General features: G+C 38.4%; 29 protein-coding genes. 21 read left to right on the plus strand and 8 right to left on the minus strand.

Annotation, left to right across the window (positions count from 1 at the left end):
• Window positions 1-4 precede the first annotated feature (4 nt).
• On the plus strand, window positions 5-901 hold the full coding sequence (locus tag ACQKMR_RS04475; RefSeq protein ID WP_427696201.1) for a deoxyribonuclease IV: 897 nt from the start codon (window positions 5-7) through the stop codon (window positions 899-901).
• Between the two features lie 107 nt (window positions 902-1,008).
• On the opposite strand, the gene ACQKMR_RS04480 is transcribed toward ACQKMR_RS04475, so the two are convergent.
• On the minus strand, window positions 1,009-1,269 hold the full coding sequence (locus ACQKMR_RS04480) for a DUF2624 family protein (RefSeq protein ID WP_427696202.1): 261 nt from the start codon (window positions 1,267-1,269) through the stop codon (window positions 1,009-1,011).
• A 214-nt stretch (window positions 1,270-1,483) separates the two neighbouring features.
• Between ACQKMR_RS04480 and ACQKMR_RS04485 the strand changes: the two genes are divergently transcribed.
• From ACQKMR_RS04485 to ACQKMR_RS04495, 3 genes are read left to right on the plus strand one after another with little or no spacing between them, the layout of a single operon-like run.
• Window positions 1,484-2,248, plus strand: coding sequence for a metal ABC transporter ATP-binding protein (locus ACQKMR_RS04485; protein WP_427696203.1), 765 nt, complete (start codon window positions 1,484-1,486; stop codon window positions 2,246-2,248).
• Between the two features lie 21 nt (window positions 2,249-2,269).
• Entirely contained in the window at window positions 2,270-3,103 is an 834-nt protein-coding gene (locus tag ACQKMR_RS04490; RefSeq protein ID WP_427696204.1) for a metal ABC transporter permease, read from the plus strand.
• Between the two features lie 13 nt (window positions 3,104-3,116).
• Complete coding sequence (locus ACQKMR_RS04495) at window positions 3,117-3,542, plus strand: Fur family transcriptional regulator (protein ID WP_427696205.1); 426 nt, start codon at window positions 3,117-3,119, stop codon at window positions 3,540-3,542.
• A 32-nt stretch (window positions 3,543-3,574) separates the two neighbouring features.
• Here the strand turns inward: ACQKMR_RS04495 and ACQKMR_RS04500 are convergent, their stop codons facing one another.
• Window positions 3,575-4,159, minus strand: coding sequence for a 5' nucleotidase, NT5C type (locus ACQKMR_RS04500; protein ID WP_427696206.1), 585 nt, complete (start codon window positions 4,157-4,159; stop codon window positions 3,575-3,577).
• 168 nt (window positions 4,160-4,327) lie between these two features.
• On the opposite strand from ACQKMR_RS04500, the gene ACQKMR_RS04505 reads away from it, so the two are divergent.
• Complete coding sequence (locus ACQKMR_RS04505; protein ID WP_427696207.1) at window positions 4,328-4,780, plus strand: DUF4190 domain-containing protein; 453 nt, start codon at window positions 4,328-4,330, stop codon at window positions 4,778-4,780.
• Window positions 4,781-4,952: 172 nt separating this feature from the next.
• On the opposite strand, the gene ispG is transcribed toward ACQKMR_RS04505, so the two are convergent.
• The 3 genes from ispG to ACQKMR_RS04520 all read right to left on the minus strand — a co-directional run bounded on the left by ispG (window position 4,953) and on the right by ACQKMR_RS04520 (window position 7,681).
• On the minus strand, window positions 4,953-6,062 hold the full coding sequence (ispG, locus tag ACQKMR_RS04510; RefSeq protein WP_180320478.1) for a flavodoxin-dependent (E)-4-hydroxy-3-methylbut-2-enyl-diphosphate synthase: 1,110 nt from the start codon (window positions 6,060-6,062) through the stop codon (window positions 4,953-4,955).
• Window positions 6,063-6,273: 211 nt separating this feature from the next.
• Window positions 6,274-6,606 carry a hypothetical protein gene (locus tag ACQKMR_RS04515; RefSeq protein WP_427696208.1) on the minus strand — a complete coding sequence of 111 codons (333 nt, stop codon included), beginning with the start codon at window positions 6,604-6,606 and terminating at the stop codon, window positions 6,274-6,276.
• Window positions 6,607-6,919: 313 nt separating this feature from the next.
• Entirely contained in the window at window positions 6,920-7,681 is a 762-nt protein-coding gene (locus ACQKMR_RS04520; RefSeq protein ID WP_427696209.1) for a DUF1189 domain-containing protein, read from the minus strand.
• 166 nt (window positions 7,682-7,847) lie between these two features.
• Here ACQKMR_RS04520 and ACQKMR_RS04525 point away from each other — a divergent pair, with 166 nt between their 5' ends.
• The 9 genes from ACQKMR_RS04525 (at window position 7,848) to phoU (ending at window position 18,317) form a co-directional block, all read left to right on the plus strand.
• Window positions 7,848-8,333 carry a DUF456 domain-containing protein gene (locus ACQKMR_RS04525; RefSeq protein WP_427696210.1) on the plus strand — a complete coding sequence of 162 codons (486 nt, stop codon included), beginning with the start codon at window positions 7,848-7,850 and terminating at the stop codon, window positions 8,331-8,333.
• A 141-nt stretch (window positions 8,334-8,474) separates the two neighbouring features.
• Window positions 8,475-9,083, plus strand: a complete 609-nt coding sequence (sodA, locus tag ACQKMR_RS04530; RefSeq protein WP_053346971.1) for a superoxide dismutase SodA — start codon at window positions 8,475-8,477, stop codon at window positions 9,081-9,083.
• 884 nt (window positions 9,084-9,967) lie between these two features.
• Window positions 9,968-11,188: an MFS transporter gene (locus tag ACQKMR_RS04535; protein ID WP_427696211.1), complete on the plus strand. Its 1,221-nt coding sequence runs from the start codon at window positions 9,968-9,970 to the stop codon at window positions 11,186-11,188.
• Window positions 11,189-11,379: 191 nt separating this feature from the next.
• Window positions 11,380-13,548 carry a peptidoglycan D,D-transpeptidase FtsI family protein gene (locus ACQKMR_RS04540; RefSeq protein ID WP_427696212.1) on the plus strand — a complete coding sequence of 723 codons (2,169 nt, stop codon included), beginning with the start codon at window positions 11,380-11,382 and terminating at the stop codon, window positions 13,546-13,548.
• A gap of 376 nt (window positions 13,549-13,924) precedes the next feature.
• A complete protein-coding gene (locus ACQKMR_RS04545) occupies window positions 13,925-14,890 on the plus strand; it encodes a phosphate ABC transporter substrate-binding protein PstS family protein (protein WP_427696213.1) in 966 nt (321 codons plus the stop codon).
• A gap of 90 nt (window positions 14,891-14,980) precedes the next feature.
• Entirely contained in the window at window positions 14,981-15,919 is a 939-nt protein-coding gene (pstC, locus tag ACQKMR_RS04550) for a phosphate ABC transporter permease subunit PstC (RefSeq protein WP_427696214.1), read from the plus strand.
• Window positions 15,920-15,922: 3 nt separating this feature from the next.
• Window positions 15,923-16,801 (plus strand): phosphate ABC transporter permease PstA, encoded by an 879-nt coding sequence (pstA, locus tag ACQKMR_RS04555; RefSeq protein WP_427696215.1) that lies wholly within the window; start codon window positions 15,923-15,925, stop codon window positions 16,799-16,801.
• 16 nt (window positions 16,802-16,817) lie between these two features.
• A complete protein-coding gene (gene pstB / locus ACQKMR_RS04560) occupies window positions 16,818-17,645 on the plus strand; it encodes a phosphate ABC transporter ATP-binding protein PstB (protein WP_427696216.1) in 828 nt (275 codons plus the stop codon).
• An 18-nt stretch (window positions 17,646-17,663) separates the two neighbouring features.
• Window positions 17,664-18,317, plus strand: coding sequence for a phosphate signaling complex protein PhoU (gene phoU, locus ACQKMR_RS04565; protein ID WP_427696217.1), 654 nt, complete (start codon window positions 17,664-17,666; stop codon window positions 18,315-18,317).
• Between the two features lie 70 nt (window positions 18,318-18,387).
• On the opposite strand, the gene ACQKMR_RS04570 is transcribed toward phoU, so the two are convergent.
• The gene (locus ACQKMR_RS04570) at window positions 18,388-18,879 is read right to left on the minus strand and encodes a hypothetical protein (RefSeq protein WP_427696218.1); all 492 of its coding nucleotides are present in this window, start codon (window positions 18,877-18,879) and stop codon (window positions 18,388-18,390) included.
• On the minus strand, window positions 18,872-19,267 hold the full coding sequence (locus ACQKMR_RS04575) for a hypothetical protein (RefSeq protein ID WP_427696219.1): 396 nt from the start codon (window positions 19,265-19,267) through the stop codon (window positions 18,872-18,874). Before ACQKMR_RS04575 ends, ACQKMR_RS04570 begins: the two co-directional genes overlap by 8 nt.
• 429 nt (window positions 19,268-19,696) lie before the next feature.
• On the opposite strand from ACQKMR_RS04575, the gene ACQKMR_RS04580 reads away from it, so the two are divergent.
• From ACQKMR_RS04580 to ACQKMR_RS04600, 5 genes are all read left to right on the plus strand, one after another.
• Window positions 19,697-20,311 carry a hypothetical protein gene (locus ACQKMR_RS04580; RefSeq protein WP_427696220.1) on the plus strand — a complete coding sequence of 205 codons (615 nt, stop codon included), beginning with the start codon at window positions 19,697-19,699 and terminating at the stop codon, window positions 20,309-20,311.
• A 110-nt stretch (window positions 20,312-20,421) separates the two neighbouring features.
• Window positions 20,422-20,571, plus strand: a complete 150-nt coding sequence (rpmG, locus tag ACQKMR_RS04585; RefSeq protein ID WP_028391797.1) for a 50S ribosomal protein L33 — start codon at window positions 20,422-20,424, stop codon at window positions 20,569-20,571.
• 202 nt (window positions 20,572-20,773) lie between these two features.
• Complete coding sequence (locus ACQKMR_RS04590; protein WP_427696221.1) at window positions 20,774-21,346, plus strand: 5-formyltetrahydrofolate cyclo-ligase; 573 nt, start codon at window positions 20,774-20,776, stop codon at window positions 21,344-21,346.
• Between the two features lie 78 nt (window positions 21,347-21,424).
• Window positions 21,425-21,616 (plus strand): hypothetical protein, encoded by a 192-nt coding sequence (locus tag ACQKMR_RS04595; protein WP_427696222.1) that lies wholly within the window; start codon window positions 21,425-21,427, stop codon window positions 21,614-21,616.
• Between the two features lie 361 nt (window positions 21,617-21,977).
• Window positions 21,978-23,516, plus strand: a complete 1,539-nt coding sequence (locus ACQKMR_RS04600) for a rhomboid family intramembrane serine protease (RefSeq protein ID WP_427696223.1) — start codon at window positions 21,978-21,980, stop codon at window positions 23,514-23,516.
• On the opposite strand, the gene ACQKMR_RS04605 is transcribed toward ACQKMR_RS04600, so the two are convergent.
• Window positions 23,511-24,368 carry a hypothetical protein gene (locus ACQKMR_RS04605; RefSeq protein ID WP_427696224.1) on the minus strand — a complete coding sequence of 286 codons (858 nt, stop codon included), beginning with the start codon at window positions 24,366-24,368 and terminating at the stop codon, window positions 23,511-23,513. The two genes, ACQKMR_RS04600 and ACQKMR_RS04605, sit on opposite strands and share 6 nt — an antisense overlap.
• Before the next feature lie 239 nt (window positions 24,369-24,607).
• Between ACQKMR_RS04605 and ACQKMR_RS04610 the strand changes: the two genes are divergently transcribed.
• Entirely contained in the window at window positions 24,608-24,817 is a 210-nt protein-coding gene (locus ACQKMR_RS04610; protein ID WP_427696225.1) for a YqgQ family protein, read from the plus strand.
• A 13-nt stretch (window positions 24,818-24,830) separates the two neighbouring features.
• Window positions 24,831-25,802, plus strand: coding sequence for an ROK family glucokinase (locus ACQKMR_RS04615; RefSeq protein ID WP_427696226.1), 972 nt, complete (start codon window positions 24,831-24,833; stop codon window positions 25,800-25,802).
• Window positions 25,803-25,978: the final 176 nt, after the last annotated feature.

The raw sequence follows: 25,978 nt of genomic DNA on the forward strand, positions 1-25,978 counted from the left end.
TCAAATGCTGAAGATTGGATCGCATGTTTCAATGAGCGGGAAAAATATGCTTCTTGCTGCGAGTCAAGAAGCGGTTTTATACGGCTCCAACACATTCATGATTTATACGGGAGCCCCTCAAAATACAAGACGTAAAAAAATCGAGGATTTAAATATCGAAGCCGGTAGATTGCATATGGAGGAAAATGGAATGAGTGATATCGTGGTCCATGCCCCCTATATCATCAACATCGGAAATACGACGAATCCAGCCACATATGAGCTGGGAGTCAACTTTTTACGTAGTGAAATCGACCGGACAGAAGCGTTAGGTGCAAGACAGATTGTTCTTCATCCAGGTGCACATGTTGGTGCAGGCAGTGAACTCGGAATCAAGAGAATCATCGAAGGCTTAAACGAAGTGCTCTCTGCTGATGATAAAGTTCAAATTGCCCTTGAAACGATGGCAGGTAAAGGAACTGAATGTGGCCGTTCTTTCGAAGAGTTAGCGATGATCATCGATGGTGTAACCCATAATGATAAGTTATCGATATGCTTCGATACATGCCATACTCATGATGCTGGATATAATATCGTCGAGGATTTCGATGGTGTACTAAATGAATTTGATAAACTAGTCGGTATTAACCGCATCAAGGTCCTTCATATCAATGACAGCAAAAACGAACGCGGTATGCGTAAAGACCGCCATGAAAATATTGGTTTTGGCCATATTGGTTTTAATGCGTTGAATTATATTGTCCACCATCCGCAATTAAACGATGTTTCGAAAATACTGGAAACACCTTATGTAGGAGAAGACAAGAAAGACAAAAAGGCACCTTATAAATTTGAAATTGATATGTTTAAGAACAATCAATTCGAAGAAGATTTATTGGAAAAAATCAAGTTGCAAAAATAATAATGTATGAAAGGGCGATTCATCGAAATAACGATGAATCGTCCTTTCATTTTACTTTCAATGTGAACAAACGCCTAGATAACTAAGACAGACAGTCAGCAGAGTATTTAGAAATTGGAAGTAAGATTGTTGAAGAGGGTTTCAATTTCCCTTGCTGTGCTGGCTCCGGCTACATTAGTAATTTGACCAAGAACGTTCTGTCTTTGACGTATATCAAAAATGTTAATGTTTTTACCTGCTAGAAGTGCGCTGATATCTTGTGCTTGTTTTTGAGTTAGTGAAACATTGTGCTGCCTCGCAAGGGAAAGTAGTTCATCGGGTCGTATATGGTTAATTTTATGATTGACCATCATTTCAAATAATTTCAAACGATCTCCTCCTTTTTTAAAACATATGAAGAAGGAAGCTGTATTTGAACTTGAAACTTTGTTTGATGCTCGAGAAATTGATGTAAATAATGAATTTTGGTCTTTCAGGGCGAAAAAGCTCTTGATTAGAGGGCTGGATTCTTTACATCTGAACTTCTTTGATTTATACTAACGATTGTTAATCGTAATGATTCTTAAAAAAAAGGTGATCTCTTTGGATAATGTAGTAAACCCAATTGTTAAATTAGAAGATATATCTTACAAATATACAAAAGATCTAGTGTTGGAGCATGTTTCTCTTGAAATTCCTAAAGGGGCTTTTTTAGCAATTGTCGGACCAAATGGATCCGGTAAGTCCACACTTTTGAAGTTACTACTTGGTTTGTTGAAGCTCCAAAAAGGAAAAATTGAAATATTTGGGGAAGATATACGACGCTTTAAAGATTGGCAAAAGGTCGGGTTTGTTTCTCAAAAGGCGAACTCCTTTAACTCAGGATTTCCTGCTACGGTGTTTGAAGTGGTTCAAAGCGGTTTGACTAAAAAAATCGGTTTATTTAAATTTGCAAGCAAAGATGACAAGCTCAAGGTAAAGAAAGCTTTGGAATCTGTGGACATGTTCGATTATCAGAATCGCAATATTGGTGAATTATCCGGAGGCCAGCAGCAGAGGGTGTTCATTGCCCGTTCACTAGTCAGTGAGCCCGAATTGATGATTCTGGATGAACCTACGGTCGGAGTGGATTCAAAGAACGTTCACCAATTTTACGAAATGCTGGAAATGTTAAATGAAAAATTAGGAATTACCCTAATTTTAGTCACTCATGATGTTGGTACGGTGACCGATAAAGTCACACATGTCGCCTGCTTGAATAAAAAGCTTCATTTTCATGGGGATGCCTGTGAATATAATGATTTGGATGAGGGAGAACTGTCGTCAATTTATGGGCACGGCGTCCAATTGTTAAATCATAATCATTAAAATGTTTTGGAGGATAGCCCAATGATATCGGGGATATTGCAATTTGAATTTTTGCAGAACGCTTTTTTGACTGGAATCATCATCGGAGCGATTGCGCCATTGGTAGGCGTTTTTGTCGTGGTAAGACGGATGTCAATGATTTCCGATGCACTCAGTCATGTAGCACTTGCTGGAATAGCATGTAGTTTATTGCTTCAGAAGAGCTTTCTATCACTTGCTGGATTGAATCCGCTATATATAGGGATGGCTTTTTCGGTTGGAGGTTCTTTATTTATTGAAAAATTAAGAGGAGTGTACAAGCATTACCAAGAACTTGCCATCCCAATCATTATGTCCGGAGGCATGGGTCTTAGTGTAATTTTTATTTCAATTGCTAATGGTTTCAATACGGATTTATATGGATATTTATTCGGAAGTGTCAGTGCAGTCAGCCGTTCAGATTTGTATGTCATTTTGGCAGTGGGGATAGTAGTTGCCTTGATGCTTACCCTATTGTATAAAGAATTATTTCTGTTATCATTTGATGAAGAACATGCGAAAGCATCTGGTATACCTTATAAAGCGATTCATTTTATTTTTATTGTCATGGTAGCATTGGTCATTGCAGCTTCAATGAAGATTGTTGGAATATTGCTAGTATCCTCACTCATGACTCTGCCGGTAGCAGCTAGCCTCCGCTTTGCGAAGGGTTTTAAGCAGATGATTGTTTATTCCGTATTATTCGGTGAAATTTCCGTCATCGGCGGATTATTTTTATCATACAACCTTAATCTCGCTCCAGGTGGTACAATTGTTATAATCGCTGTGCTAATTCTCATCTTATCAATTTTGTTTGATAAGTGGAAAAATCGATAGATGGGGTGATGTTTTGAACGTAACAACTGCCATGCAATTACTAAAAGATAAAGGCTTTAAACATACAGGAAAGAGAGAAGAAATGCTTCAGCTTTTCTCTTCCAGTGATAAATATTTAACCGCTAAAGATGTGTTGGAGAATATGAAGCAGGACTATCCAGGCTTAAGCTTTGATACGATTTACCGTAATCTGTCCTTGTTTGTCGAACTCGGCATCTTTGAGGCGACAGAGTTGGAAGGAGAAAAGCATTTTCGCTATACATGCGGACATTCTTCACACCATCACCACTTCATCTGTTTGAATTGCGGTAAAACGAAAGAAATTGAATTGTGCCCGATGCAAGAACTTCAGGAAAGTTTGAAGGACTATGATGTTTCAGGCCATAAATTTGAAATTTATGGACGCTGTCCTGCATGTAGTGTTTCTGTTGAAGCGTAAAAACCATTGACTTCAGTCAATGGTTTTTCTTTTTATTTAATAGTAACGGGCTTTTCTGCCATCCAATTAGTCACCCAGTGAGAGGCTTCTTGCCAATTGTTGACTCGAATCACACTATCTGGCACAGGATCTTGGTTATAAGGGGTATTAAATAAAATTACGGGTATTTTACATTCTTCAGAAATAGCTACCGCATTATCATGCTTGTCCTCCAAAAAGAGATCGACGGCAAATTTTTTGGCTGTAGCAACTTTATCATGTGAACCTACCAATTCTAGGTGGTTATAAATGACCTTATTCGTTAAAAACCAATTCTTTGTTACATCCAGCAGACGCGTGCTTCTGGCACTGATAAAAAATAAGTCAGCTTGGTCTGTCCACTTTTCCAATACATCTTTTGCTCCCTCAGCCAATATAGATTCGGAATAAATGAGAGGCTCGGTTTCTATGAACCATTTGGTGAAGTCTTCCTTTGGTACATTCACAAAAGGGAATAAGTCATACTCGGTGATATCTTCATAAGCTAAATTCAGCTGAAAAGCTTTATTTAAATAGGGGACCATGGTATCAGGTCTTGTAACAGTCCCGTCTATATCAATACCAAAACGTTTTTTCATGATGAATCTCTCCTCATTTTCAATACTTGTAATAGTGTATCATATACCAACTTAGCAATGGAAAAAAACCATATTTATTTCCAAGACATGAAACCTTTTTCACGGTGGTTTCTATAGATTTTACATACACTATAAATGCTCCTACAAATGAAAGTGAGGGATGCACGAATGGAAAAAGATCAATACTCCAGTATTGGCGATGAGATGCAATCGAAAGAGGAAAGTGTACCTGCCGTTGTAGATGATCAACATCATGAACGTTATTATAATGAGGATACAGCTGCAGATGACAGGCGATATGAAAATCGGGAGTCTACTGTAAAGGCGGATAACCGCTATCGTGAAGAAACTTCTGCTGAAATATCAACACCGCCTCAGCGAAGAGGATATAATGACGAGTCAGTTGATTCTGAAGATAGAACTTCAAGTGGAAACGTTGTTGGGGTTATATCCTTAATCATCTCCATTATATCGTTATTTATGATGCCCTTCATCTTAGGGGCTGTGGGGATTATTGTTGGTATTTTTGCTCGCAGTCGAGGATCGAAAATGGGTACATGGGCCATAGTTATAGGTGCAGTCTCCATCATTGTCGGCATATTTATTTTGCCGTTCTTTTAAAGGAGCATAAGCTAGCCTTCGATGTCGTTTTCATGGCATTGAAGGCGCTTTTTTTTTGAAATCAACACAAATTTTATGCATAAGACTTTTCTAAAGGCGGTTGCAATTAGTTAGTGCATTATTAGAAAGAAAAAAGTCCCGAAAATAAAATTCGAGACTTTTTTCTTTCTTTTTATTTAGTTAATGCTGCAGCAGCAGCTTCAGCTCTTTGTTTTTCATAGTACTCTTCAGCGATTTTGTCAATTTCCTTTTTCAGTTCCTCGACCATCGTTTCTTCAGGCACTTTACGTACTATTTGACCTTTTCTAAACAGTAAACCTTCACCACGTGCTCCGGCAATGCCGATATCAGCCTCACGAGCTTCACCAGGACCGTTTACCGCACAACCAAGAACAGATACCTTAATAGGTGCTTTAATCGTCTGGATGTACTCTTCGACTTCATTAGCGATTGAGATTAAATCAATTTCGATACGTCCGCATGTAGGACAAGAAATTAAAGTAGCCATGTTAGAAGCAAGTCCAAATACTTTTAGAAGCTCCCTGGCTACTTTCACTTCTTCGACAGGATCAGCACTTAAGGAAACACGCATTGTGCTTCCGATACCTTGGCTTAGGATGGCACCTAGTCCGGCAGCACTTTTTACAGTTCCAGAGAACAGTGTACCTGATTCCGTAATCCCCAGGTGTAGAGGATAATCGAATGCTTTTGAAGCTTTTTCATATGCTTCGATGGCTAAATTCACATCAGAAGCCTTCATGGAAACGATGATGTCATGGAAATCGTGATCTTCAAGGATCTTGATATGGTGTAAGGCACTTTCAACCATGCCATCGGCAGTTGGGTATCCATATTTATCGAGGATCTTCTTCTCGAGAGAACCAGCATTGACTCCAATACGAATCGGAATTCCTTTTGCTTTCGCAGCTTTAACAACTGCTTCAACTTTTTCACGTCGTCCGATGTTACCAGGATTAATCCTGATTTTATCTGCTCCGCCTTCTATTGCTTTAAGTGCCAGCTTATAATCAAAATGAATATCAACTACAAGTGGGATGTTTATCCGTTTTTTTATTTCAGGAATGGCATCAGCCGCTCTTTCATCTGGACAGGCGACACGTACGATTTGGCAACCAGCTTCTTCAAGACGAAGAATTTCTGCAACTGTTGCTTCAACATCATGTGTTTTTGTTGTGGTCATGCTTTGTACAATAACTTCATTATTGCCGCCAATTGTTAAGTTTCCGACTTTAATTGGCCGCGTCTTAGTGCGATGTATGATTTCACTCAAGTGGAATTCTCTCCTTTAGGAAAAAATCAGTTTTGATTTTTAATTTATTTCTCTAAAATATTGTATCAATGTACATACCGCTTTACAAGGAATAGGATGCATTATCTTTTTTTGTATCAAGAAAGTATGCCGTTTTTCTAGGTGTATTTGGATACTTTACGACAAGTCTAAGGAGCTTTTGGAAGCCCTTGACCCTTTATAGCTATTTATAAACAGGAATTTTATATGTTTTACCAATTTGCATTTGTTCGGGCTTCAACCCTTCGTTCAGGCCTTGAAAGTCAGATATAATTGTTTCAATCGGCTGGTTTGATGCGCCGATTTCTTTTTCAACGATGGAGAGTAATGTATCACCAGGTTTGGTAGTGATTTCTTTGTAAGCCACTGTAGGGACAGATGCAGGCTTACTTGCCGGAACAGATGGCTCGACTGAAGAGGTTGATGGATGGGATGCCGGCAGTGTACCTGTGGTTAAATCAAAATAAATAATAAATATAATGAAACAGAATGAGATAAAAAGCAGTAGCCGCTTCATTTTTCCATCCTCCCAAGCTTTTCTTTAATACATATATACTTGGAATGTTTAAAGATTATGCCTAAAATTGGGCAGATTTTTCAAATGAATATTAGTAGTTTATGTACGACTTTGTTTATTTTTGTTGTGTAAAATACTTTTTATATAAGTTGGTGTTAAGGAAGTAGTGATTTCCTTTGGCATCAGACCAATCATTTAATAAACTAAATGACAACTGAGTGATTGTATATAAAAGAGTAGCAGTGATATTTCCAAAGTAAAAACCCGGGCCTAATCGGCGCGGGTTTTTGCAATTCATTAGCACTATAATTCATTATTCCTTAACATCGGATGTTTCTTTAATCGATAAGTACATCATAATTAATGTCACAAACCAGCTAAGGAGCGAAGCAAATGGAACATTTGCCTTAAAGATGTCCATAATGGTAAAGAAAATAGTGGAAAGTGTAATACTGTATGCGCTAATTCTCCATAGATGCCTATAAGCAAGAGAACGACCATGGGTGCTTTTGAAAAGAAGACCAAAAGCAGCTAGGATTGTCACTTTAATGAATGTTCCACAAGCAGTAAACAGGTATAATATGAGAAGCAGTAGCGGAAGGATAATTGGCAGTACAGAATCGACTGAATCAAGCCAAATGGATATGTCCTGATTATTTCCTTCTAAAAGGGAGTAAGGAGAAGTTTGAACGTTACCACCAGATACGAAAACCAGCTCGGACTTTAAAAGGGCGACTGCCTCATCAGCTTTAGAGCCCACATCTTCTGGGGTCAATGTCCCTGTACCGTCAACAAAAATTTGGTACCCGTTTTTATTCAAGATAAATGGCTCGCTACTTTCAGAAGTTAATGTGCCATTTTTAATTTCAAATTCCGGCAAATCTTCAGCTACTGTTTCGTGCATCGCATCAATCCCATCTACAACCATTGTACCGAAGTAGAAAGCTGAAGGGAGAAAGGCAACAAGGCTTAATAAAAATACAAATAAAATCGTTTTTCCAATTCCTTGGTTTTGAAAGGAAGCGATATCTTTAGGAGAATATAAGCTTACCCATAGTTGTTTGAATATGTTCAATGTTTTCAGCACCTATCTAATGTAATATACACCTACCCAATTTTAACTACATGGTAAAAATAAAACAACCTGTATTCTACTTCAATGGTTTCACATATCTGTAAACAGGTAATTATGAAGAGATAGAGGCATATTATTAATGAAATGTGAAAGGGCGTTTTTAATTGTGGATACAATATTTTGGATAATTATTGTCCTGATGTTCATAGTGGGCTTTGTCGGATTAATTTTCCCAGTTATTCCAAGCGTATTATTTATATTTGGGGGGATTTTGTTATATGGGCTATTTTATTCCTTCGAACCATTTGGGTGGTTCTTTTGGACGGTCCAAATATTATTTGTTATTCTCTTATTCGCAGCAGATTATATCGCAAACATGATCGGGGTCAAAAAATATGGCGGGACTAAAGCAGGGATATGGGGCAGTACAATTGGGCTTCTTGTCGGACCATTTGTAATACCATTTGTCGGGATATTAATAGGGCCTTTTATAGGTGCATTCCTGGCAGAAATCCTAGTCCATAAAAAAGACCCTATTACTGCATCTAAAATCGGTCTTGGTTCCGTTATCGGCTTTATAAGCAGTGTGATTACAAAAGGTATCATCCAACTTTTGATGATTGCGTATTTTTTATTCGTGGTATTCTCATAGGAAATAGAATTGAATTGAAAAAATGAGGCATAAGGTTTGAAACCGTTTCAAAAATTTGATACTCTATTGCTAGCGAGCTTTAGGTATCTTTCGAGAACTAGAGCCCTCAAAAAAACAGCTTACATAGGGAGGAATTTTATTATGGCTTTCGAACTTCCACAATTACCGTATGCATATGACGCATTAGAACCACACATCGACAAAGAAACAATGAACATTCACCACACTAAGCATCACAACACGTATGTGACAAACTTGAACAATGCTCTAGAAGGCAACCAAGAACTTCTAAGCAAAAGCGTTGAAGAAATTGTTGCTAATCTTGATGCAGTGCCTGAAGCTGTTCGTACTGCTGTTCGTAACAATGGCGGTGGACATGCTAACCACTCATTATTCTGGGAAATCCTTTCACCAAACGGTGGCGGACAACCAACTGGTGAATTAGCAGATGCTATCACTTCTAAATTTGGCAGTTTTGACAGCTTTAAAGAAGAGTTCGCAAAAGCGGCTACTACTCGTTTCGGATCTGGCTGGGCATGGCTTGCTGTAAACAACGGTGAGTTAGAAGTAACAAGCACACCGAACCAAGACAATCCATTATCAGAAGGTAAAACTCCACTTCTTGGATTGGATGTTTGGGAGCATGCTTACTACCTAAACTACCAAAACCGTCGTCCTGAATACATCAATTCTTTCTGGAATGTTGTTAACTGGGATGAAGTTGCAAAACGTTACAGCGCAGCTAAATAATTAGTAAGAATTAAGAGACGGGAATCCCTTTTACGGGGATTCCCGTCTCAGTTTGTAGACAAAAGGGGTTCGGAATTAAAACATTCCGAACCCCTTTTGAAATTCCCTTTGAATTTTGCCCAATATTAAGGAATTGGGTCGCTACGAGCCCACTATGTTAGGCCTTTTTTGGACCTTGCCATGTCCAATTGGCCATCTTCTTTAAATTCATGGCAGCGAAAGTGAGCATCGCCTGCAACGACAATTTTTTAAGTCCCCTTAAAGTAATACTTCCAATTTAAAACAAAAAAGACTGTAGGCAAAAGAGGTTCTATCTAAATTTTATATCAAAGTTGATTGGAGCGGAAGGTGCGATACTCCTGCGGGAAAAGCGCGTCTAGGGGAGACCCCGCAGGCGCAAGCCGAGGAGGCTCCCGGACCGTCCGCGGAAAGCGAGTGCCCTACGTTCCAATCAACGTTCAAATTGTACAAGCAATAAAAAAACTGTAGACGGGAATCCCTTTTATTGGATTCCCGTCTTTTGTTTATTCTGTCTACGCTTTACAGGCTAGCCAATCGAAGAGTTTTCTTTACACTGTTCATGACCCGTCGCGGAGGAGAAGATTCGAGGTAGTAACGGGTTAAGGTAAAAAGTGTAAGGGCAACTATATCTCTGTCTACGCCTTACAGGCTAGCCAATCGAAGAGTTTTCTTTACACTTTTATTACCCGTTGCGGAGGAGAAAATTCAAGGTAGTGACTATTAAGGTAAAAAGTGTAAGGGCGGCAACTACATCTCTGTCTACGCCTTACAGGCTAGCCAATCGAAGAGTTTTCTTTACTTTTTCACATAAATACCCTTGTTTTTTCAAACACTAGAGTGGAATTTAAAGGAGAGTTAAAACAATGGGTATTTTAGAGAGATGGATGGGTGAAGCGGGAGCGAAGAAGGATTTGCACCTCCTCTTGCTGATTGGCGGCCTGTACAGCCTCAGTATCGCTTTATCCAATACATTTGTTAATGTGTATCTGTGGAAACAATCCGGTCAAATTATTGATATTGCCGTATATAATCTAACCGTGGTGCTTTTTCAACCGCTAACCTTTGTATTCGCTGGCAGATTAGCGAAAAAAGTAGACCGGATCATTGTCCTGCGTTTAGGTGTTATCTTTTTGGCCCTATTTTATTTATCAGTTCTTTTGGTTGGCACACGGGCCACGGATTTTATTTGGCTACTTGGTGCATTGTTAGGGATTGGGTATGGGTTCTATTGGCTTGCTTATAATGTGTTGACTTTTGAGATTACGGAACCAGAAACAAGAGACTTCTTCAATGGCTTTTTAGGGATTTTATCTTCATTTGGTGGGATGGTTGGTCCCATTCTTTCAGGGTTTATCATTTCGAGGCTCGAGAAATTCACAGGTTATTCTATTGTTTTCGGATTATCGTTACTGTTGTTTTCTATAGCAGTGTTTCTCAGCTTTTCATTAAAAAGGCGTCCGGCTCATGGGAAATACTTTTTCATACGGATAATTAAGGAACGAAAGAATAATCGAAATTGGCTTTTAATAACTCGTGCTCACTTTTTTCAAGGGATACGAGAAGGAACATTCATGTTTATCATTTCGATTATTGTTTTTATTCAGACGGATAGTGAACTTGCTTTGGGCAGTTATGGGCTCTTAAATTCAGCTATATCTTTTATTGCTTATTTTGTTGCTTCTCGATATATAAAACAGCCGATGCGAAAAAAAGCAATTCTTGTTGGGGGAATCCTGTTGTATGCAGGGATCTTGCTAATTGCTTTTGACATCACATTCGGAAAGCTACTCATTTATGGGGCAATCGTTGCAATAGCCTACCCAATTCTACTCGTACCGTATATATCATTGACTTATGATATTATAGGCCGTGCCTGGAATGCCGCAGAAATGAGAATTGAATATATCGTAGTTCGTGATCTGTTCGTTCATTTTGGAAGAATCGTTTCTATATTAGGCTTTATTCTGTCAGTCATGTTTTTTGATCTAAAACAGATTCTGCCAATATATCTGTTGATCGTCGGGGCGGGGCATACTATGATTTATTGGTTTGTGCGGAAAATCGACATCAATGATCAACATTGAAAAGAGGCCTTAGAGGCCTCTTTTCAATTCTATGACTTACGATTTTTGAAATTATGAGCCGTAAGTCACTTTTTATGCAAAGTTCATTAGATGTTTAATATTTCTAGAACACTAAGGTAGAAAAAAATATAAATGTTCTATAGAATGGTATAGGACTATTATGACTATGTAAAAAGGATGTGTGGCTTAGTGTGAATAAAAAGAAAAAGAAAAAGACGCATGTGCCTTTCAGATTAAATATTCTTTTCTTTTTAGTATTTGTTTTGTTTTCTGCTTTAATTTTGCGTTTGGGTGTTGTACAGATTGTGTATGGTGATGATTACCGGCGCGAGATTGAAAGAACAGAGGAAGTGACCGTGAATAATTCGGTGCCCCGTGGGAAAATGTATGACCGTAATTTAAAATTGATGGTCGACAACCAACCACTGGATGCAATTACATATACAAGAAAGCAAGGTACGAAACAAAAAGAAATGGTCGAAACGGCTGAGAAACTTGCGAAGTTGATTGATAAAGAAACGGATAAAGTGACGGATCGTGATAAAAAGGATTTTTGGATTTTAAATAATCCAGAGCTTGCAGAGAAAAAGATTACGGATAAAGAGAGAAAACAAGTAGAAGAGGGCGAGCTTGAAAAAGGTGATTTGTATAAGCTTCAGCTTGATCGAATTACTGAGAAAGAAATGGAGATTCCTAAAGAAGAAATGGAAACTCTCGCCATCTATAGAGAATTCGCAAGTGGATATGCTCTGACTCCGCAAATTGTGAAAAACAAGAAAGTAACGAAGGAAGAATTTGCAAGGGTGAGTGAAAACCTTGATTCGCTCCCTGGGGTTGATGTATCAACGGATTGGGATCGTTTCTATACGTATAATAAAACGCTCAAATCTGTGTTAGGGAAAGTTTCTTCTTCTGAAGAAGGATTACCTAGTGAAAGCCTGAACTATTATCTAGCACGCGATTATAGCCGGAATGACCGAGTAGGTAAGAGTTATATTGAGGCGCAATATGAGGATATTCTTCAAGGACAGAAAGCTAAGGTAAGGAATGTGACCGATAAATCAGGGAACATTGTGGATTCCGAAGTGATTACAGAAGGTTCGCGAGGAAAAGATCTTATATTGACAATTGATATGGATTTACAACTTGCAACAGAGGAAATCATTGAAAAGCAATTGATTGCCAAGAAAAAAATGGGCAACACTAAGTTCTTGGATAGAGCTTTTGTCGTTATGATGGATCCTAATACAGGGGAAATTTTAACGATGGCTGGTAAGAAATATGAAAAGGATCCGAAAACAGGGAAATCTTCCATAGAGGACTTTGCATTAGGGAATATTACGACTTCCTATACGATGGGTTCTTCCGTAAAAGGTGCAACTGTTTTGACCGGTTATCAACAGGGTGCCATCCAGCCGGGTACCTACTTTTATGATACAAAACTTAAGATCAAGGGTACAAAGGAAAAAGGCTCATATAGTAACTTCGGGAATATTAATGATTTAACCGCCTTAAAAGTATCCTCGAACGTTTATATGTTTAGGACAGCGATTAATATTGCAGGTGCGAAATATGTTCCGAACGAACCATTAAATATTAATTCAAGCGCCTTTTCAACCATGCGTAATTCATTTGCCCAGTTTGGCTTGGGGGTTCGCACGGGGATTGATTTGCCGAATGAAATGAGCGGATTCAAAGGTTCGGAAACGTCACCAGGTAAGCTTCTTGACCTCGCAATCGGACAGTACGATACGTATACACCAATGCAGCTTGTGCAGTATGTTTCAGCCATTGCGAATGGTGGAAATCGCATGAAGCCGCATCTTGTTAAGGAAATCCGTGATCCTGTTGATAATAACGAGGAATTGGGTCCTGTTGCTGAAGACATTTCACCGACAGTCATAAATCGTCTGGATATGAAGGAAGAGTGGATAGAGCGTGTGCAGAGCGGTTTCGAGAAAGTAACGATGGAACCAGGCGGAACAGCATATACGTATTTTGGTAAGAAACCATATACGGTAGCTGGTAAAACCGGAACGGCGCAAGCGTTCTATGATGGTCCGAACCGAACGGATTATAGCGAACCTCAAGATACAATGAATATCACGCTTGTTGGCTATGCACCCGCTAAAAACCCGGAAGTTGCTTTTGCGGTAGTTGTCCCGTGGGCATATCAAGGACATACGGGCCATAGCATGAGTAAAGATATAGGTGTAGAAATCATGGATACTTATTTCAAACTGAAAAAAGAACGGGCTAAGAAAGGGAATACTGAAGAAACGACTGAGTTGAAGGTAGAGAATGGTAAAGACGTTCAAAAAGAGCAGGCTGAAATAAGAAATAGTCAGGAAAATGAATAAAAAGTCATAAAACACGTTTTTGGGTAAAACCGAAAGCGTGTTTTTTTTGTCATAAAGTAAAATTGCTCATTGTGGTGTCATGCTATCGTATGCCTCGAGCTTGGCACTTTCCGCTTATTAAAAAGACTTATAATCACTTAAGTTGGAGTTGGAGATTTCCCCTCATGTAAACAGGCACTGGGCACAAAATAAGAGAGTGATTAATGTAAAAGATACTGTTGTTAATTAGTACCATATTACTTTCTGACTACCTTTACAATATATAAACAATTATTTACTGAATGTTTACAATTGCTTTAAACGGTATTTACAGTCTAAACGTATGATGTGTTTGTAGGACAAAATATTCATATAAAATTCTTAGGGGGATTTACAAATGAGACGTTTCAAATTTATGGCAATGACTGCAGTAATGGGTGGAGTAATAGCAGTGGCAGCTGGATGTGGATCTAATGATACTTCAAACAGCGGTAAAGGAAATGAAACGGCTTCAGATAAACTCAAGGGCGAAGTGATTATGGATGGTTCATCGACTGTATTTCCAATCATGGAGGCAGTTGCTGAAGAATATATGGCAGAACAACCTAATGTTAAAGTATCTGTAGGATCATCAGGAACAGGTGGAGGATTTAAAAAATTCATCGCTGGAGAAACGGATCTAAGTAATGCGTCCCGACCAGTCAAAGACGAAGAAAGTGCGTTACTTGATGAAAAGGGAATTGAGTATACAGAAATGAAGCTTGCGTTTGATGGTATTTCTGTCGTTGTCAATAAAGATAATGAGTTCATCGATAAAATGACAACAGAAGAACTAAAAAATCTTTGGGTTGACAATGGATCAGTGAAGAAATGGTCTGATATACGCCCGGAATGGCCGAAGGAAGAAATTAAATTTTACTCTCCGGGAACTGATTCTGGCACATATGATTATTTCAACGAAGTTATTTTAGATGAAAAACCAATGGTCGAAAATGCGACTCTTTCTGAAGATGATAACGTTCTTGTACAAGGGGTAGAAGGTGACAAAAATGCGATCGGTTTCTTCGGATTTGCTTACTATGCAGAAAATAAGGATAAATTAAAAATTGTATCCATCGATAATGGCAAGGGTGCTGTTGAGCCTACACATGAAACGATTAAAAGCGGAGAGTATGCACCACTGTCTCGTCCTCTATACACATATGTATCAAATAAAAGTGTAGCTGAAAAGGAACAAGTGGCCGATTATACTCAATTCGTCATTGAAAATGCTGGAGAGCTTTCTGAAGAAGTAGGCTACATTAGCTTACCGGAAGAAGAGTACAAAAAGGATCTTGATAAATTGAACGAACTAAAAAAATAATCTGTTTAACAGGCTGCCCAATCTCTTAGTATAAATAAAGGGATTGGGTAGCCTTGATATAATATTGCGTGTCTGAATGGAGGATACATGTTGGAACCGAAACAAACAGATACCTATTCTGTACAGCGATTGATTCTAGAAAAGAAAAGCAAAAAAAGATGGAATATAGAGAAAATCATTCCTAAACTGTTGTTCCTTACAGCGGTGATCTCTGTATTTGTAACCATTGGGATAATCCTTACGTTAATTTTTGAAACTTTTATATTTTTTGAGAAAGTGTCCATCGTGGAGTTTTTAACAGGACAAAAATGGCTACCTTTTGCAGCTACGCCTTCCTTTGGGGTAATGCCACTTGTTGTTGGAACGTTGAAGGTAACGGTAATAGCGGCGTTAGTTGCAGTTCCGGTAGGTCTTGCAACCGCCATTTTCTTGAGTGAATATGCATCAGAGAAAACACGGAGAATCATTAAGCCGATCTTAGAAGTTTTAGCTGGAATCCCTACTATCGTTTACGGCTTCTTTGCCTTAACCTTTGTAACGCCGGTATTGCGGGATATATTTCCTTCTCTTGACATGTTCAATGCCCTAAGTCCTGGGATTGTGGTAGGAATCATGATCATGCCCATGATTGCCTCTTTATCAGAAGATGCACTTGTATCAGTACCGAAATCGATTCGTGAAGGTGCGTATGCTCTAGGTGCTACGAAGCTGGAAACGACGATTAAAGTGGTATTGCCCGCGGCCATGTCTGGTATCGTTGCATCAATTGTCCTGGCTTTATCCAGAGCAATTGGAGAGACCATGATCGTAAGTGTCGCAGGTGGATCGACTCCAAGTATGAGTATGGACATCACAAATTCTATTCAAACGATGACTGCCTATATCGTACAGGTAAGTACTGGAGACGCAGGGTATGGGACAACGATTTACTACAGCATATATGCGGTTGGAATGACACTGTTCGTCTTTACGCTTATTATGAATTTACTGGCGCAGTTCATCTCCCGCAAGTTCAGGGAGGAATATTAAAACATGAAACTGATAAACAAAAATCATGTTGTAAAAAAAATGCCCACTCGGCTGGCGGTTAACTCGATATGTAAAGGCTTATTCTTCTTAGCAACCTTATTTGGCCTTCTCGTATTGGCCATCTTATTTTATCGGATATTGACTCAAGGAATTGGTCATTTGAATTTGGATTTCTTCCAGAATTTCGCTTCAAGGAAACCGGAAGAGGCTGGTGTAAAGGCAGCTCTTATCGGTTCTATATGGTTAATGGCCGTCGTTACCCCAGTTTCCCTTCTTCTTGGTGTGGGAACGGCGATTTATTTAGAGGAATATGCACGAAAGAATTGGGTCACTACTTTTATAAAGTTGAATATATCCAACCTGGCAGGTGTTCCGTCTATTGTATTTGGATTGCTCGGTTTAACGGTTTTCGTTAGGGCTCTAGCTTTGGATCGCTCCGTGTTGGCAGCAGGTTTGACGATGAGCCTACTCGTCTTGCCAGTCATTATTGTTGCAGCTCAGGAGGCCATACGTTCTGTACCGCGTGAATTAAGGGAAGCTTCTTATGGAATGGGTGCAACAAAATGGCAGACGATTTTGAAAGTGGTTCTTCCAGCTGCGATACCTGGTATTTTGACAGGTGGAATACTAGCTTTATCCCGGGCTATTGGGGAAACGGCACCATTAGTGGTAGTTGGTATCCCGTTGTTCATTGCCTTTTTACCGCAATCGGTCATGGATACATTTACGGTGCTACCGATGCAAATCTATAACTGGACATCCCGGCCACAGGAGGAATTTCAGCAGGTTGCAGCTGCAGGTATCATCGTTTTACTTGCACTGTTAATTTTAATGAATTCGGTAGCTGTCCTAATCCGTAACAAATTCCAGAAAAGATACTGATTGGAGGAAGGAAAGAATGAATATGACATTAACGGGACCCAAAAAGGCTCCAGCAGGTGAAATAGAAAATGCAGATTCTGTTTTTTTAAAGGAAACGGTGTATGAAACGTCAAATCTCAATTTATGGTACGGCGAAAACCATGCACTAAAAAATATTAATCTAGATATGTATCAAAATGAAGTAACAGCCATTATCGGGCCATCAGGATGTGGGAAATCTACCTACATCAAAACGTTAAACCGGATGATTGAACTTGTTCCAGAAGTTAAAACGACAGGGCAGATTAAATATAGGAACCGCAATATTCTAGATCAGTCTTACAAGGTAGAAGATTTAAGGACCCAGGTTGGTATGGTTTTCCAAAAGCCTAATCCCTTCCCTAAATCAATTTACGAAAATGTCATATACGGACCAAAAATCCATGGTATCAAAAATAAAAAGATTCTGGACCAAATTGTGGAAAAGAGTTTAAAAGGGGCAGCCATTTGGGATGAAGTGAAAGACCGTCTGCATGAAAATGCGTATGGCCTTTCTGGTGGACAACAACAGCGCCTTTGTATTGCTCGCTGTCTGGCGATTGAACCAGATGTCATTTTAATGGATGAACCGACTTCTGCTCTCGATCCTATTTCCACTTTGAAAATAGAAGAATTAGTCCAAGAGCTAAAAAAAGATTTCAGTATCATCATCGTTACTCACAATATGCAGCAGGCAGCTCGTATCTCTGATAAAACGGCCTTCTTCTTAAATGGGGAAGTCATCGAGTATTCCGACACTAACACTATCTTTTCGAACCCGAATGATAAGAGAACAGAAGATTATATTACCGGACGTTTTGGCTAATGAAAAGGAGATGCGACAATGGTTGTTCGTGAAAATTTTGAGCTTCAATTAAAAGAATTGCAAGAGAAAATAGTGAAGTTGGCTAATTTAGCTTCAGGTGCGATATCAAAATCATTTACCGCACTGGAAAACAAGAATGTTGAAGAGGCTCTTGAAGTTATTGATGATGATACAATAGCTGATTTACTAGAAGAGGAAATTAATGACTTTGCGATTTTACTGATTGCTAAGCAACAGCCGGTTGCGATTGATTTGCGGAGAATCATTGCTGCCATAAAAATCGCTTCAGATATTGAAAGGATGGCGGACTTTGGCGTCAATATCGCTAAATCGGCCATCCGAATCGGTGACCAGCCATTTATTCTGCCCTTAACACCTTTAAAGCAAATGCATGATATTACATTAAAGATGATTGAACTCTCGATAGAAGCATTTGAGAAAGAAGATGTTGTTCTTTCAAGAGAAATTATTGAAATGGATGATGAAGTCGATAGCTTTTATGGAGAGATGATTAGAAGTCTTCTTCGGCTTTCAGATGAAAAAAACCTTCAGCAGATCACACAGCTTTCTTTAATTGCCCGATATTTAGAAAGAACGGCTGATCATACAACGAATATAGCTGAAAATATTTACTTTCTGGTAAGAGGGAGATATATTGGCAGGAATGAATGAATACATTCCTAAATGGAAAAAGAGTGGCTTTTTTTCGGACAAAGTCCAATTAAAAAGTCTCTCTTTTTTATTAATGAGTTAAAGTGTTGGCCAACTGTCTGTAAGTCATATTATTTGTAACGACAAAGTCGCCAATTTGAACATTTTTAGAGAAATCATGTTCATTCATATAAGCTTCAAAACCAGCAGCATCATCGATGATTTTCTCTTTAGCTAGTATCTGGGTAATTTCTGTAGTAGTCATATTTAATTTCACTTTTAAAGTATAGGAGACGATGTAGCCTTTTTTTGTGGAAACCTCTTTCCCTTTCGCTTCTTGAATCGGACTCAGATCTTGATTTTTCTGTATTTCTTTGTCCGCATTCTTCGATGGGTTGCCAGCTAGTTCGTCTTCATCCTTCGGAAGTGATACGACAAATCCTTTTTCTTCGAGCAATTTCTTAGCTTTCTCCGTAGTCAGAGCGGGGCCGGCATTCGCCCCTGTGCCATAATAAAAGCCAGCAAAGATTGCTGTGGAAAAAATGATACCGGCAGAAAGACCCTGCAGTGTTGCTTTATTCATTTTCGTTTCCCCGCAATCTATGTTGTTCGATGACAGAGATGGTTTGTTCCTTTGTTAAAGAGGATTGCTTAGCGATTTGGTTCAAAGAAAGACCTTGGCTGTATAAAGAAAGAACCTGGCTTTTTAAAATTTTATGAATAGGCTCCAATTCATTGGAAGAAACAGCTTGTTTGAATTGGGATTCTTCAGGAATAACTGGTTCATCTTGAATAACAAATTCCTCCTCAAGAATCTTCACTTTCTTCTTTAATTGGTAGATATCCTGCATATAGGTTAAGGTCATTTGCTCTAGATCTTCTTCTAACTTGGTAATCTTATCTTGTTTGAAAAAAGAAATCATAAGTATGACGATGGCTAATGAGAATAATAGGATAATAAGGGCTTCCATGCTTTCACCTCAGAAGAGAATTTTCGACATTTACTTATATTTTACACATATTTTAAAATAATTGGTGATTTTCATATTTTTATATCATCTAAAATAACATTTAACTTCATAATTATGTCTTATTTATATCCAATTTTTGTCGAAAAGCATGATGCCAATTAAAGAGATGGAAAATTTTTTATTTTAAAACGGGGAAAAACCCTTTGCTAGCCAGCTTAAATAAAATTCGACAAAATGTGTTTATTGTCCATCAGCCAATTCAATGCTAACATGAAGATAGAATAAAAATAAAAGACGAAATATTTTGAATAGTTAATCATGAGTGAAAACTAAAGTGAAAATGGTGTGCAGAATCTATAAAGGATAGTTTACCCTTAAGCGCCTAACGATAAGTTAAATATAAATTAATTTAGAGAAAGGGATGATTGTATGAGTACACTATCCGCGTATATGCCGCAGGATAACCAGGAATTATACCGAAAGGGGTTAAAGGCCGGGCTATGGATGGACGAGAGTTTTGATTGGTATCCTGAAGAGGATATAATGAGTCATCCTCATGGGGAGATACGGACGCTTTTACAAACTTATACTCAGGGACAGGTAACCTTTTCAAAGTTTACGATAAGGAATACTTCATTTGAACCTAAATATCCTAAGGTATTTTTTCACTATGAAAACGCTTTCGAAAGGCAGGCAGTGGCTTTTTACAGTCCAAATGAAAGGGCAATTTTACACGTTGCTCCTCAATCCATTGCCTTATTAGGGGGATTAGTAAAGGGGAAGAGTATCTCGCAATATTGCATTCAAGGTAAAGGAAGCCTTTATCAAGAGGGGTGTTTTAAATCACTGAAAGAAGGACTACTTGCCTATTCACCGCTTGCAAAGGGTGACGTCACGAGCATGTTTACCTTAGAGACGGAGATCTTGCCAAAAGAATGTGTGGAAGCGGTGGCTTGGGCCATTCATGCTGAAACGAGAGAAGAAGCGAAAGTCATAAATAATCAGCTTCTTCTGACGATGCAAAACGTGGGTAATAAACTATAAAAAAAGTTTATGTTGTATTTCCCAAAAAACATACTAGCAATTCACGATAAATAATGCTATTATAGATAAGTCCTATGTAAAAAAGTCAATATGTTTGGAGGGAAATACACATGCGCGTGAATATTACGTTAGCTTGCACTGAATGTGGAGACCGTAACTATATTTCTAAAAAAAATAAACGTAACAATCCAGACCGTCTTGAGCTTAAAAAATACTGCTCAAGAGAAAAACGCAGCACCACTCACCGTGAAACAAAGTAAGCAACAGGATTTTTCCTGTTGTTTTTTTTATGCTTTTTTGAATGTCCCCTTCTTAATATTCGATTTTAGAAAGAATCGAGCCCCTTTTAGTGAACCTTTTTCTAATATGCACGGAATAATTCGACAATTTTCTACTTCGTATTTAGTAAATGAATAAATATTATGAGATAATAATAGAAGTAGACTAAAGGAGTCGGAAAAGATGAGAGAACATAAGAAAAAGCTTCGGCATGAAATTAGATCTCGTTTAATGGAGCTGACCAAAGACGAACATGAAGAATTATCGAATAAAATTGCTGAAAACTTATTTTCCCTAGATGAATGGAAAAAAGCTAAAACCATTGGGATTACTATTTCAATTCCTCCGGAAGTTCCAACGGTCCGGATTATTGAGCAAGCATGGAGTGAGGGAAAAGAGGTAGCCGTTCCAAAATGTGACCCTGAAAAGAAGACGATGGAGTTCAAAAAGATTATGTCCTTTAATCAGCTGGAATCTGTTTATTATGGTCTGCTTGAACCTGTAGCGGAAACAAATAAAGCTACGATTGAGGAATTAGATGTATTAGTTGTACCAGGCCTTGCTTTTACAAAAGAAGGGTATCGTCTGGGGTTTGGGGGCGGCTATTATGACCGTTTTCTCTCTTACTACCGAGGAGCTACATTAGCCCTTACATACGAAGTTCAATTAATAGATGATCTGCCAATAGAGGTGCATGATATCGCAGTGGGTAAACTTATTACCCCAACAAAGGTTATACGGACATATGCCCATTAGGAGATGAAGATTATTAATTATCATTTTTAACTCATAAAAATCCTGTCCTGTATCACACTAATGGTAGGAGGGATTGTTATGCTTCGAATAATTGTTCAGATTTTCTTGGTTGGATTAGTGGTTTATGCAGGCTATCAAAACCGGTATCGCTTGATAAATGTTGCGCTATCTAACGGCTTAATAAGAAGGTTTCTAGTGACCAAATCCTTGAATATGCCAATTTTCAGGGATAAAATGATGCAAAGCATGTTCAGTCAGACCAAATCATGATGTCAGCATCTTAAAAAGGAACCTGAATAGGGGTTCCTTTTTTATTTAAAGGCTGTGTTAAACTTGCCTGTTGAGTTCCACTCCAGGCACTTCGCTTTCCGCGGGCAGTCGGGTAGCCTCCTCGGCGCAGAGCGCCTGTGGGGTCTCCCCTGAACTGCTACTCCCGCAGGAGTCTCGTGCCTTCCGCTCCAATCAACATAGTTAATCAACAATTATGTTTAACATAGCCAATTTAAAAGAAGATAAAGATAGGATATTAAACAGTCTCTTTTTTTACTTTTTCCATAATTTCGTCTATAGTTTTAATTAAATGAAACAGGAATTTTAGAAGGATAAGATTCATTGGAAAGTGGGGAAGGTATTGGGATTTAAAGAGGATTATTTGTTTTGGGAGACCGTAAAGCAGTTGTCAACCCAATATGATTATCGAATGATTACTGTCACGGAAAATCATAAGGAGATTTGGCTCGAAAGCGATAAAAACAAGGAGTTCCCGGTCATCAGGCTTATTCGTCATGATTTAGATTGGGCAAACTGGCTAAAACGCGATATAGACAGAACCTTGCAGAATGGGGAAAAAATCAGAAGGAAATTATACAAAAAACCTATAACGATATTAAGTATCTACGTGAGTAAATTTGCTCCGGTTGATGATTATGAATTTAGTTTGCAGCCTGCGTTATATCAAAAAACGAAGGTCAACACGTTTATTTTAGCTTGTGAATCGATTCCCGATTCGTTGCAAAATCTTGAGCATGTCCTTAATAAACCACTGACAATACAAGTTCTAAAAGCTGAAGATTTAGATGAAGACAAAGTTCTTACGTTAAAGCAGGAGGCCATCTCGGAATCCGTTAAAAAAACTAAGGCTGAGCAAAAAGTATTTCAAAATTCTAAGCCATTCTTTACATATATATTCATTGCGATACAAATAGCTGTGTTTATCTTGATGGAGTTCAATGGAGGAAGCACCAATTCCAAGACACTGATTGAGTTTGGAGCTAAATATTCTCCCTACATCATACAAGGGGAATGGTGGAGATTCTTTAGCCCGATGATCGTCCATATTGGCTTTATCCATTTACTTATGAATACATTTTCGTTGTATTTAATCGGTGCTGAAGTGGAAAGGATTTATGGAAACGCTAGGTTTTTATTTATTTATATTTTTGCTGGGTTTGCCGGGACTTTAGGTAGCTTTATTATGACCCCAAATCTTTCAGCAGGAGCCAGCGGAGCTATTTTCGGCTGTTTTGGGGCACTTCTGTATTTTGGTATTGTATATCCAAAATTATTTATGCGATCTATGGGCTCATCGGTCATCGTGTTAATTATTATTAATTTAGTTTATGGTTTTACTGTTTCCGGCATTGACAATGCAGGGCATATTGGCGGATTGATTGGCGGTTTCTTGGCTGCTGGAGTGGTCCATCTTCCAAAAGCTAAGAATCTTTTGCGTCAGCTGGCCTTTTTAATTGGAACGGCAATACTGACATTTATCTTACTGCAATTCGGTTTTAATCATCAGAACAGTGCAGCTATAGATGATAAAACCATGGCTATGTTGGCACAGGATTACATTGACGATGGAGAAAAAGATAAAGCGGTGGAGATGTTAAACAAATATGTGGATGAAAATTCTGACGACGCACCGCTTTCACTTTTTATACTAGGAAATTTATCTTTTGGCAAAAAGGATATATATCAGGCTCGTGATTATTATGAAAAAGCGATTGAACAAAATCCTGAATTCACAGAAGCCCATTATAATCTGGCCTTAGTATACATGAATCTAGGATCTTATAAGCAAGCTAAAGAGCAAGCTCAAAAGGCAATTGAGCTTGCTCCAGAGAAAAAATCATATACTAAATTGTTGAAAGAAATTGAAAATCAATTATAGCTTCTGACGTAGCATAATAGGGGTACCGTCTTTCAGTGTAAACAAGACAAGTATTTCACTTTGATTCTTTGCTACAAGCAATTGGGGGATGGTGCTACCTTGTGAACTCACAGTAGAGCCGTCCTCCTTTTTTACGCCTATCACATAATTTTTATAAAGTCCTTCCCAAAGTTTTCCGATAATTTCCTCACGTTGGAATTTGGGAAAGGAAGAAAGCCATTGGTTTTTTTTTGAAGGCAACTCGGTTAATGCGATAATTTTGTACTGATCTTTATTAATTTGAAATGTTTTACTAGCTTGCTCCAAACTGTTTTGAGTGATTTCATCGGTCAAGTTGTCCAATGTTTTTTTCCAATCGTTCTGTTCTTCGGAAAGAGGTCTATGGAAAAATTGAAAAGTTGGTGTAGTTACGGCATAAAGTTTATCTTTACTTAGTTGCTGAGCACTGGTAAAAATGGTTTCAGTTGGGTGTACCTCGGCATAGTGAAAAGTTACCGCTTCATAACGCCCACTTTCTCTTTCTTTGGATTTAGCTTTTTGGGAGAGTTCTTGTTTATTTTGTCTCCAATTTTTTAAAGATCCAGTCAATTTCCCATTTTTGTAAAGGAGTGAGACGTCTTGGCGTAGGTAGGCAGACCGGTCCAACGAAGAATTGACCTTCCAAGTTATAGAGTATGTTGAATCTCCTATTTTTTTCGGCGTCAAATGAGTGGCAGCATGTTCAAAATGGAGAGAGGTATCGATAGGAAAATAAATAATGGTTTCCTCTACCTGATTTTTATTTGAAAAATAAAGGATGACAAAAATGGTAGTTAGTACTAAAAAAACAGTATACTTCAATTGTAGTTTCATTTTTCCCCTCCGTTTTAACGTATGATGACTGCTCTAAAATACTAGGTTGGTTCAAATTATGAAATATGGAAATTTCAAAAGACCATCAATGAACGTTCAATTTCCTAATGTTTCATCATATGAATAGAGTTGGACATGTATGAGGGGATGGAAAAAATTATCATAAGGGAAAATCTGCGCTTGTTACATAGCGGCTGATTCGTTATACTTTCCTTTAGAATAGAGTAAAGAGGTTTATTATGAAAACATATTATGATCTTCAACAATTTTTGAAAAGATTCGGGACGTTTATTTATATTGGTGATCGTTTAGCCGAGCTTGAACTGATGGAAGCAGAAATCAGAGAAATTCATCAAATGCAGATGATGGACACGAAAGATTATCAAATGGCGATACTTTTAATAAGGCAGCAATTGTCTCTTGAAAGAGAAAAGCAGAAAAAAAAATGATAAAAAGGTGAGAATGATGGAAAAGTGGCTGATGGGTGTCGATTTAGGCGGTACAACTACCAAGCTTGCCCTAATCAATTTATACGGAGAGATTATTCATAAATGGGAAATCAGCACTGACATCTCCGAAAATGGCAAATTCATTACGATGAACATAGCCAAAGCGATTGATGCAAAGCTAGAAGAACTCAATGAACCGAAGAGTAAAGTGTTAGGTATAGGAATGGGTGCCCCTGGTCCTGTGAAATTTGTTAACGGTTCCATTTATGAAGCCATCAATATAGGATGGAAAGACTATCCTTTAAAAGATCTATTGGAAGTGGAGACATCTCTTCCAGCTGTAATCGATAATGATGCCAACATGGCAGCATTGGGGGAAATGTGGAAAGGCGCGGGTAATGGAGCCAAGGACCTTGTATGTGTAACTCTTGGAACAGGTGTAGGTGGCGGAATCATCCATAATGGGCAAATCGTCCATGGTACAAGTGGGGCGGCAGGTGAAGTCGGACATATAACCGTTGTATCAGATGGTGGAGCTCCATGCAATTGCGGGAAAACGGGTTGTTTGGAAACGGTTGCTTCAGCAACAGGAATCGTCCGACTGGCTTTAGAGGCTTTACACAATTCCGAGCAAATGTCGCTTCTTCATCAGAAAATCAACGAGGGAAATAGGCTCTCTTCTAAATTGTTATTCCAATGTGCAAAAGCAGGTGATCCTCTATCTAAAGCTGTGGTAGATAAGGTATGCAATTACTTAGGGTTAGCGTTATCACATGTTGGAAATGTCATGAATCCAGATAAAATCGTCATTGGTGGAGGCGTTTCACAAGCGGGAGACATTCTGCTCGCCAATGTCCGTTCGTCATTTGAAAAATATTCATTTAAGCGGGTTTGTAAATCAACGAAAATTAGTCTTGCAACACTAGGCAATGATGCAGGGGTAATTGGAGCAGCTTGGCTTATTAAAAATCAATTAAATCCATGATGCTGTCCTTATAACCCTTTACAACCAGGGTTATAAGGTTAATTAATGCAATTTTCAAAAAACATGTACATATAACAAGTTGTATGACTTCATCTCTATTATGGTGTAAGAGGTGGGTAAAAAGTTCAATTTTTCTACTAACATTCAGTAGTAAGTGAACATAGAATCGTGACGGA

The organism is Peribacillus sp. NPDC096540, assembly GCF_050278525.1.
Classification (GTDB): domain Bacteria; phylum Bacillota; class Bacilli; order Bacillales; family DSM-1321; genus Peribacillus.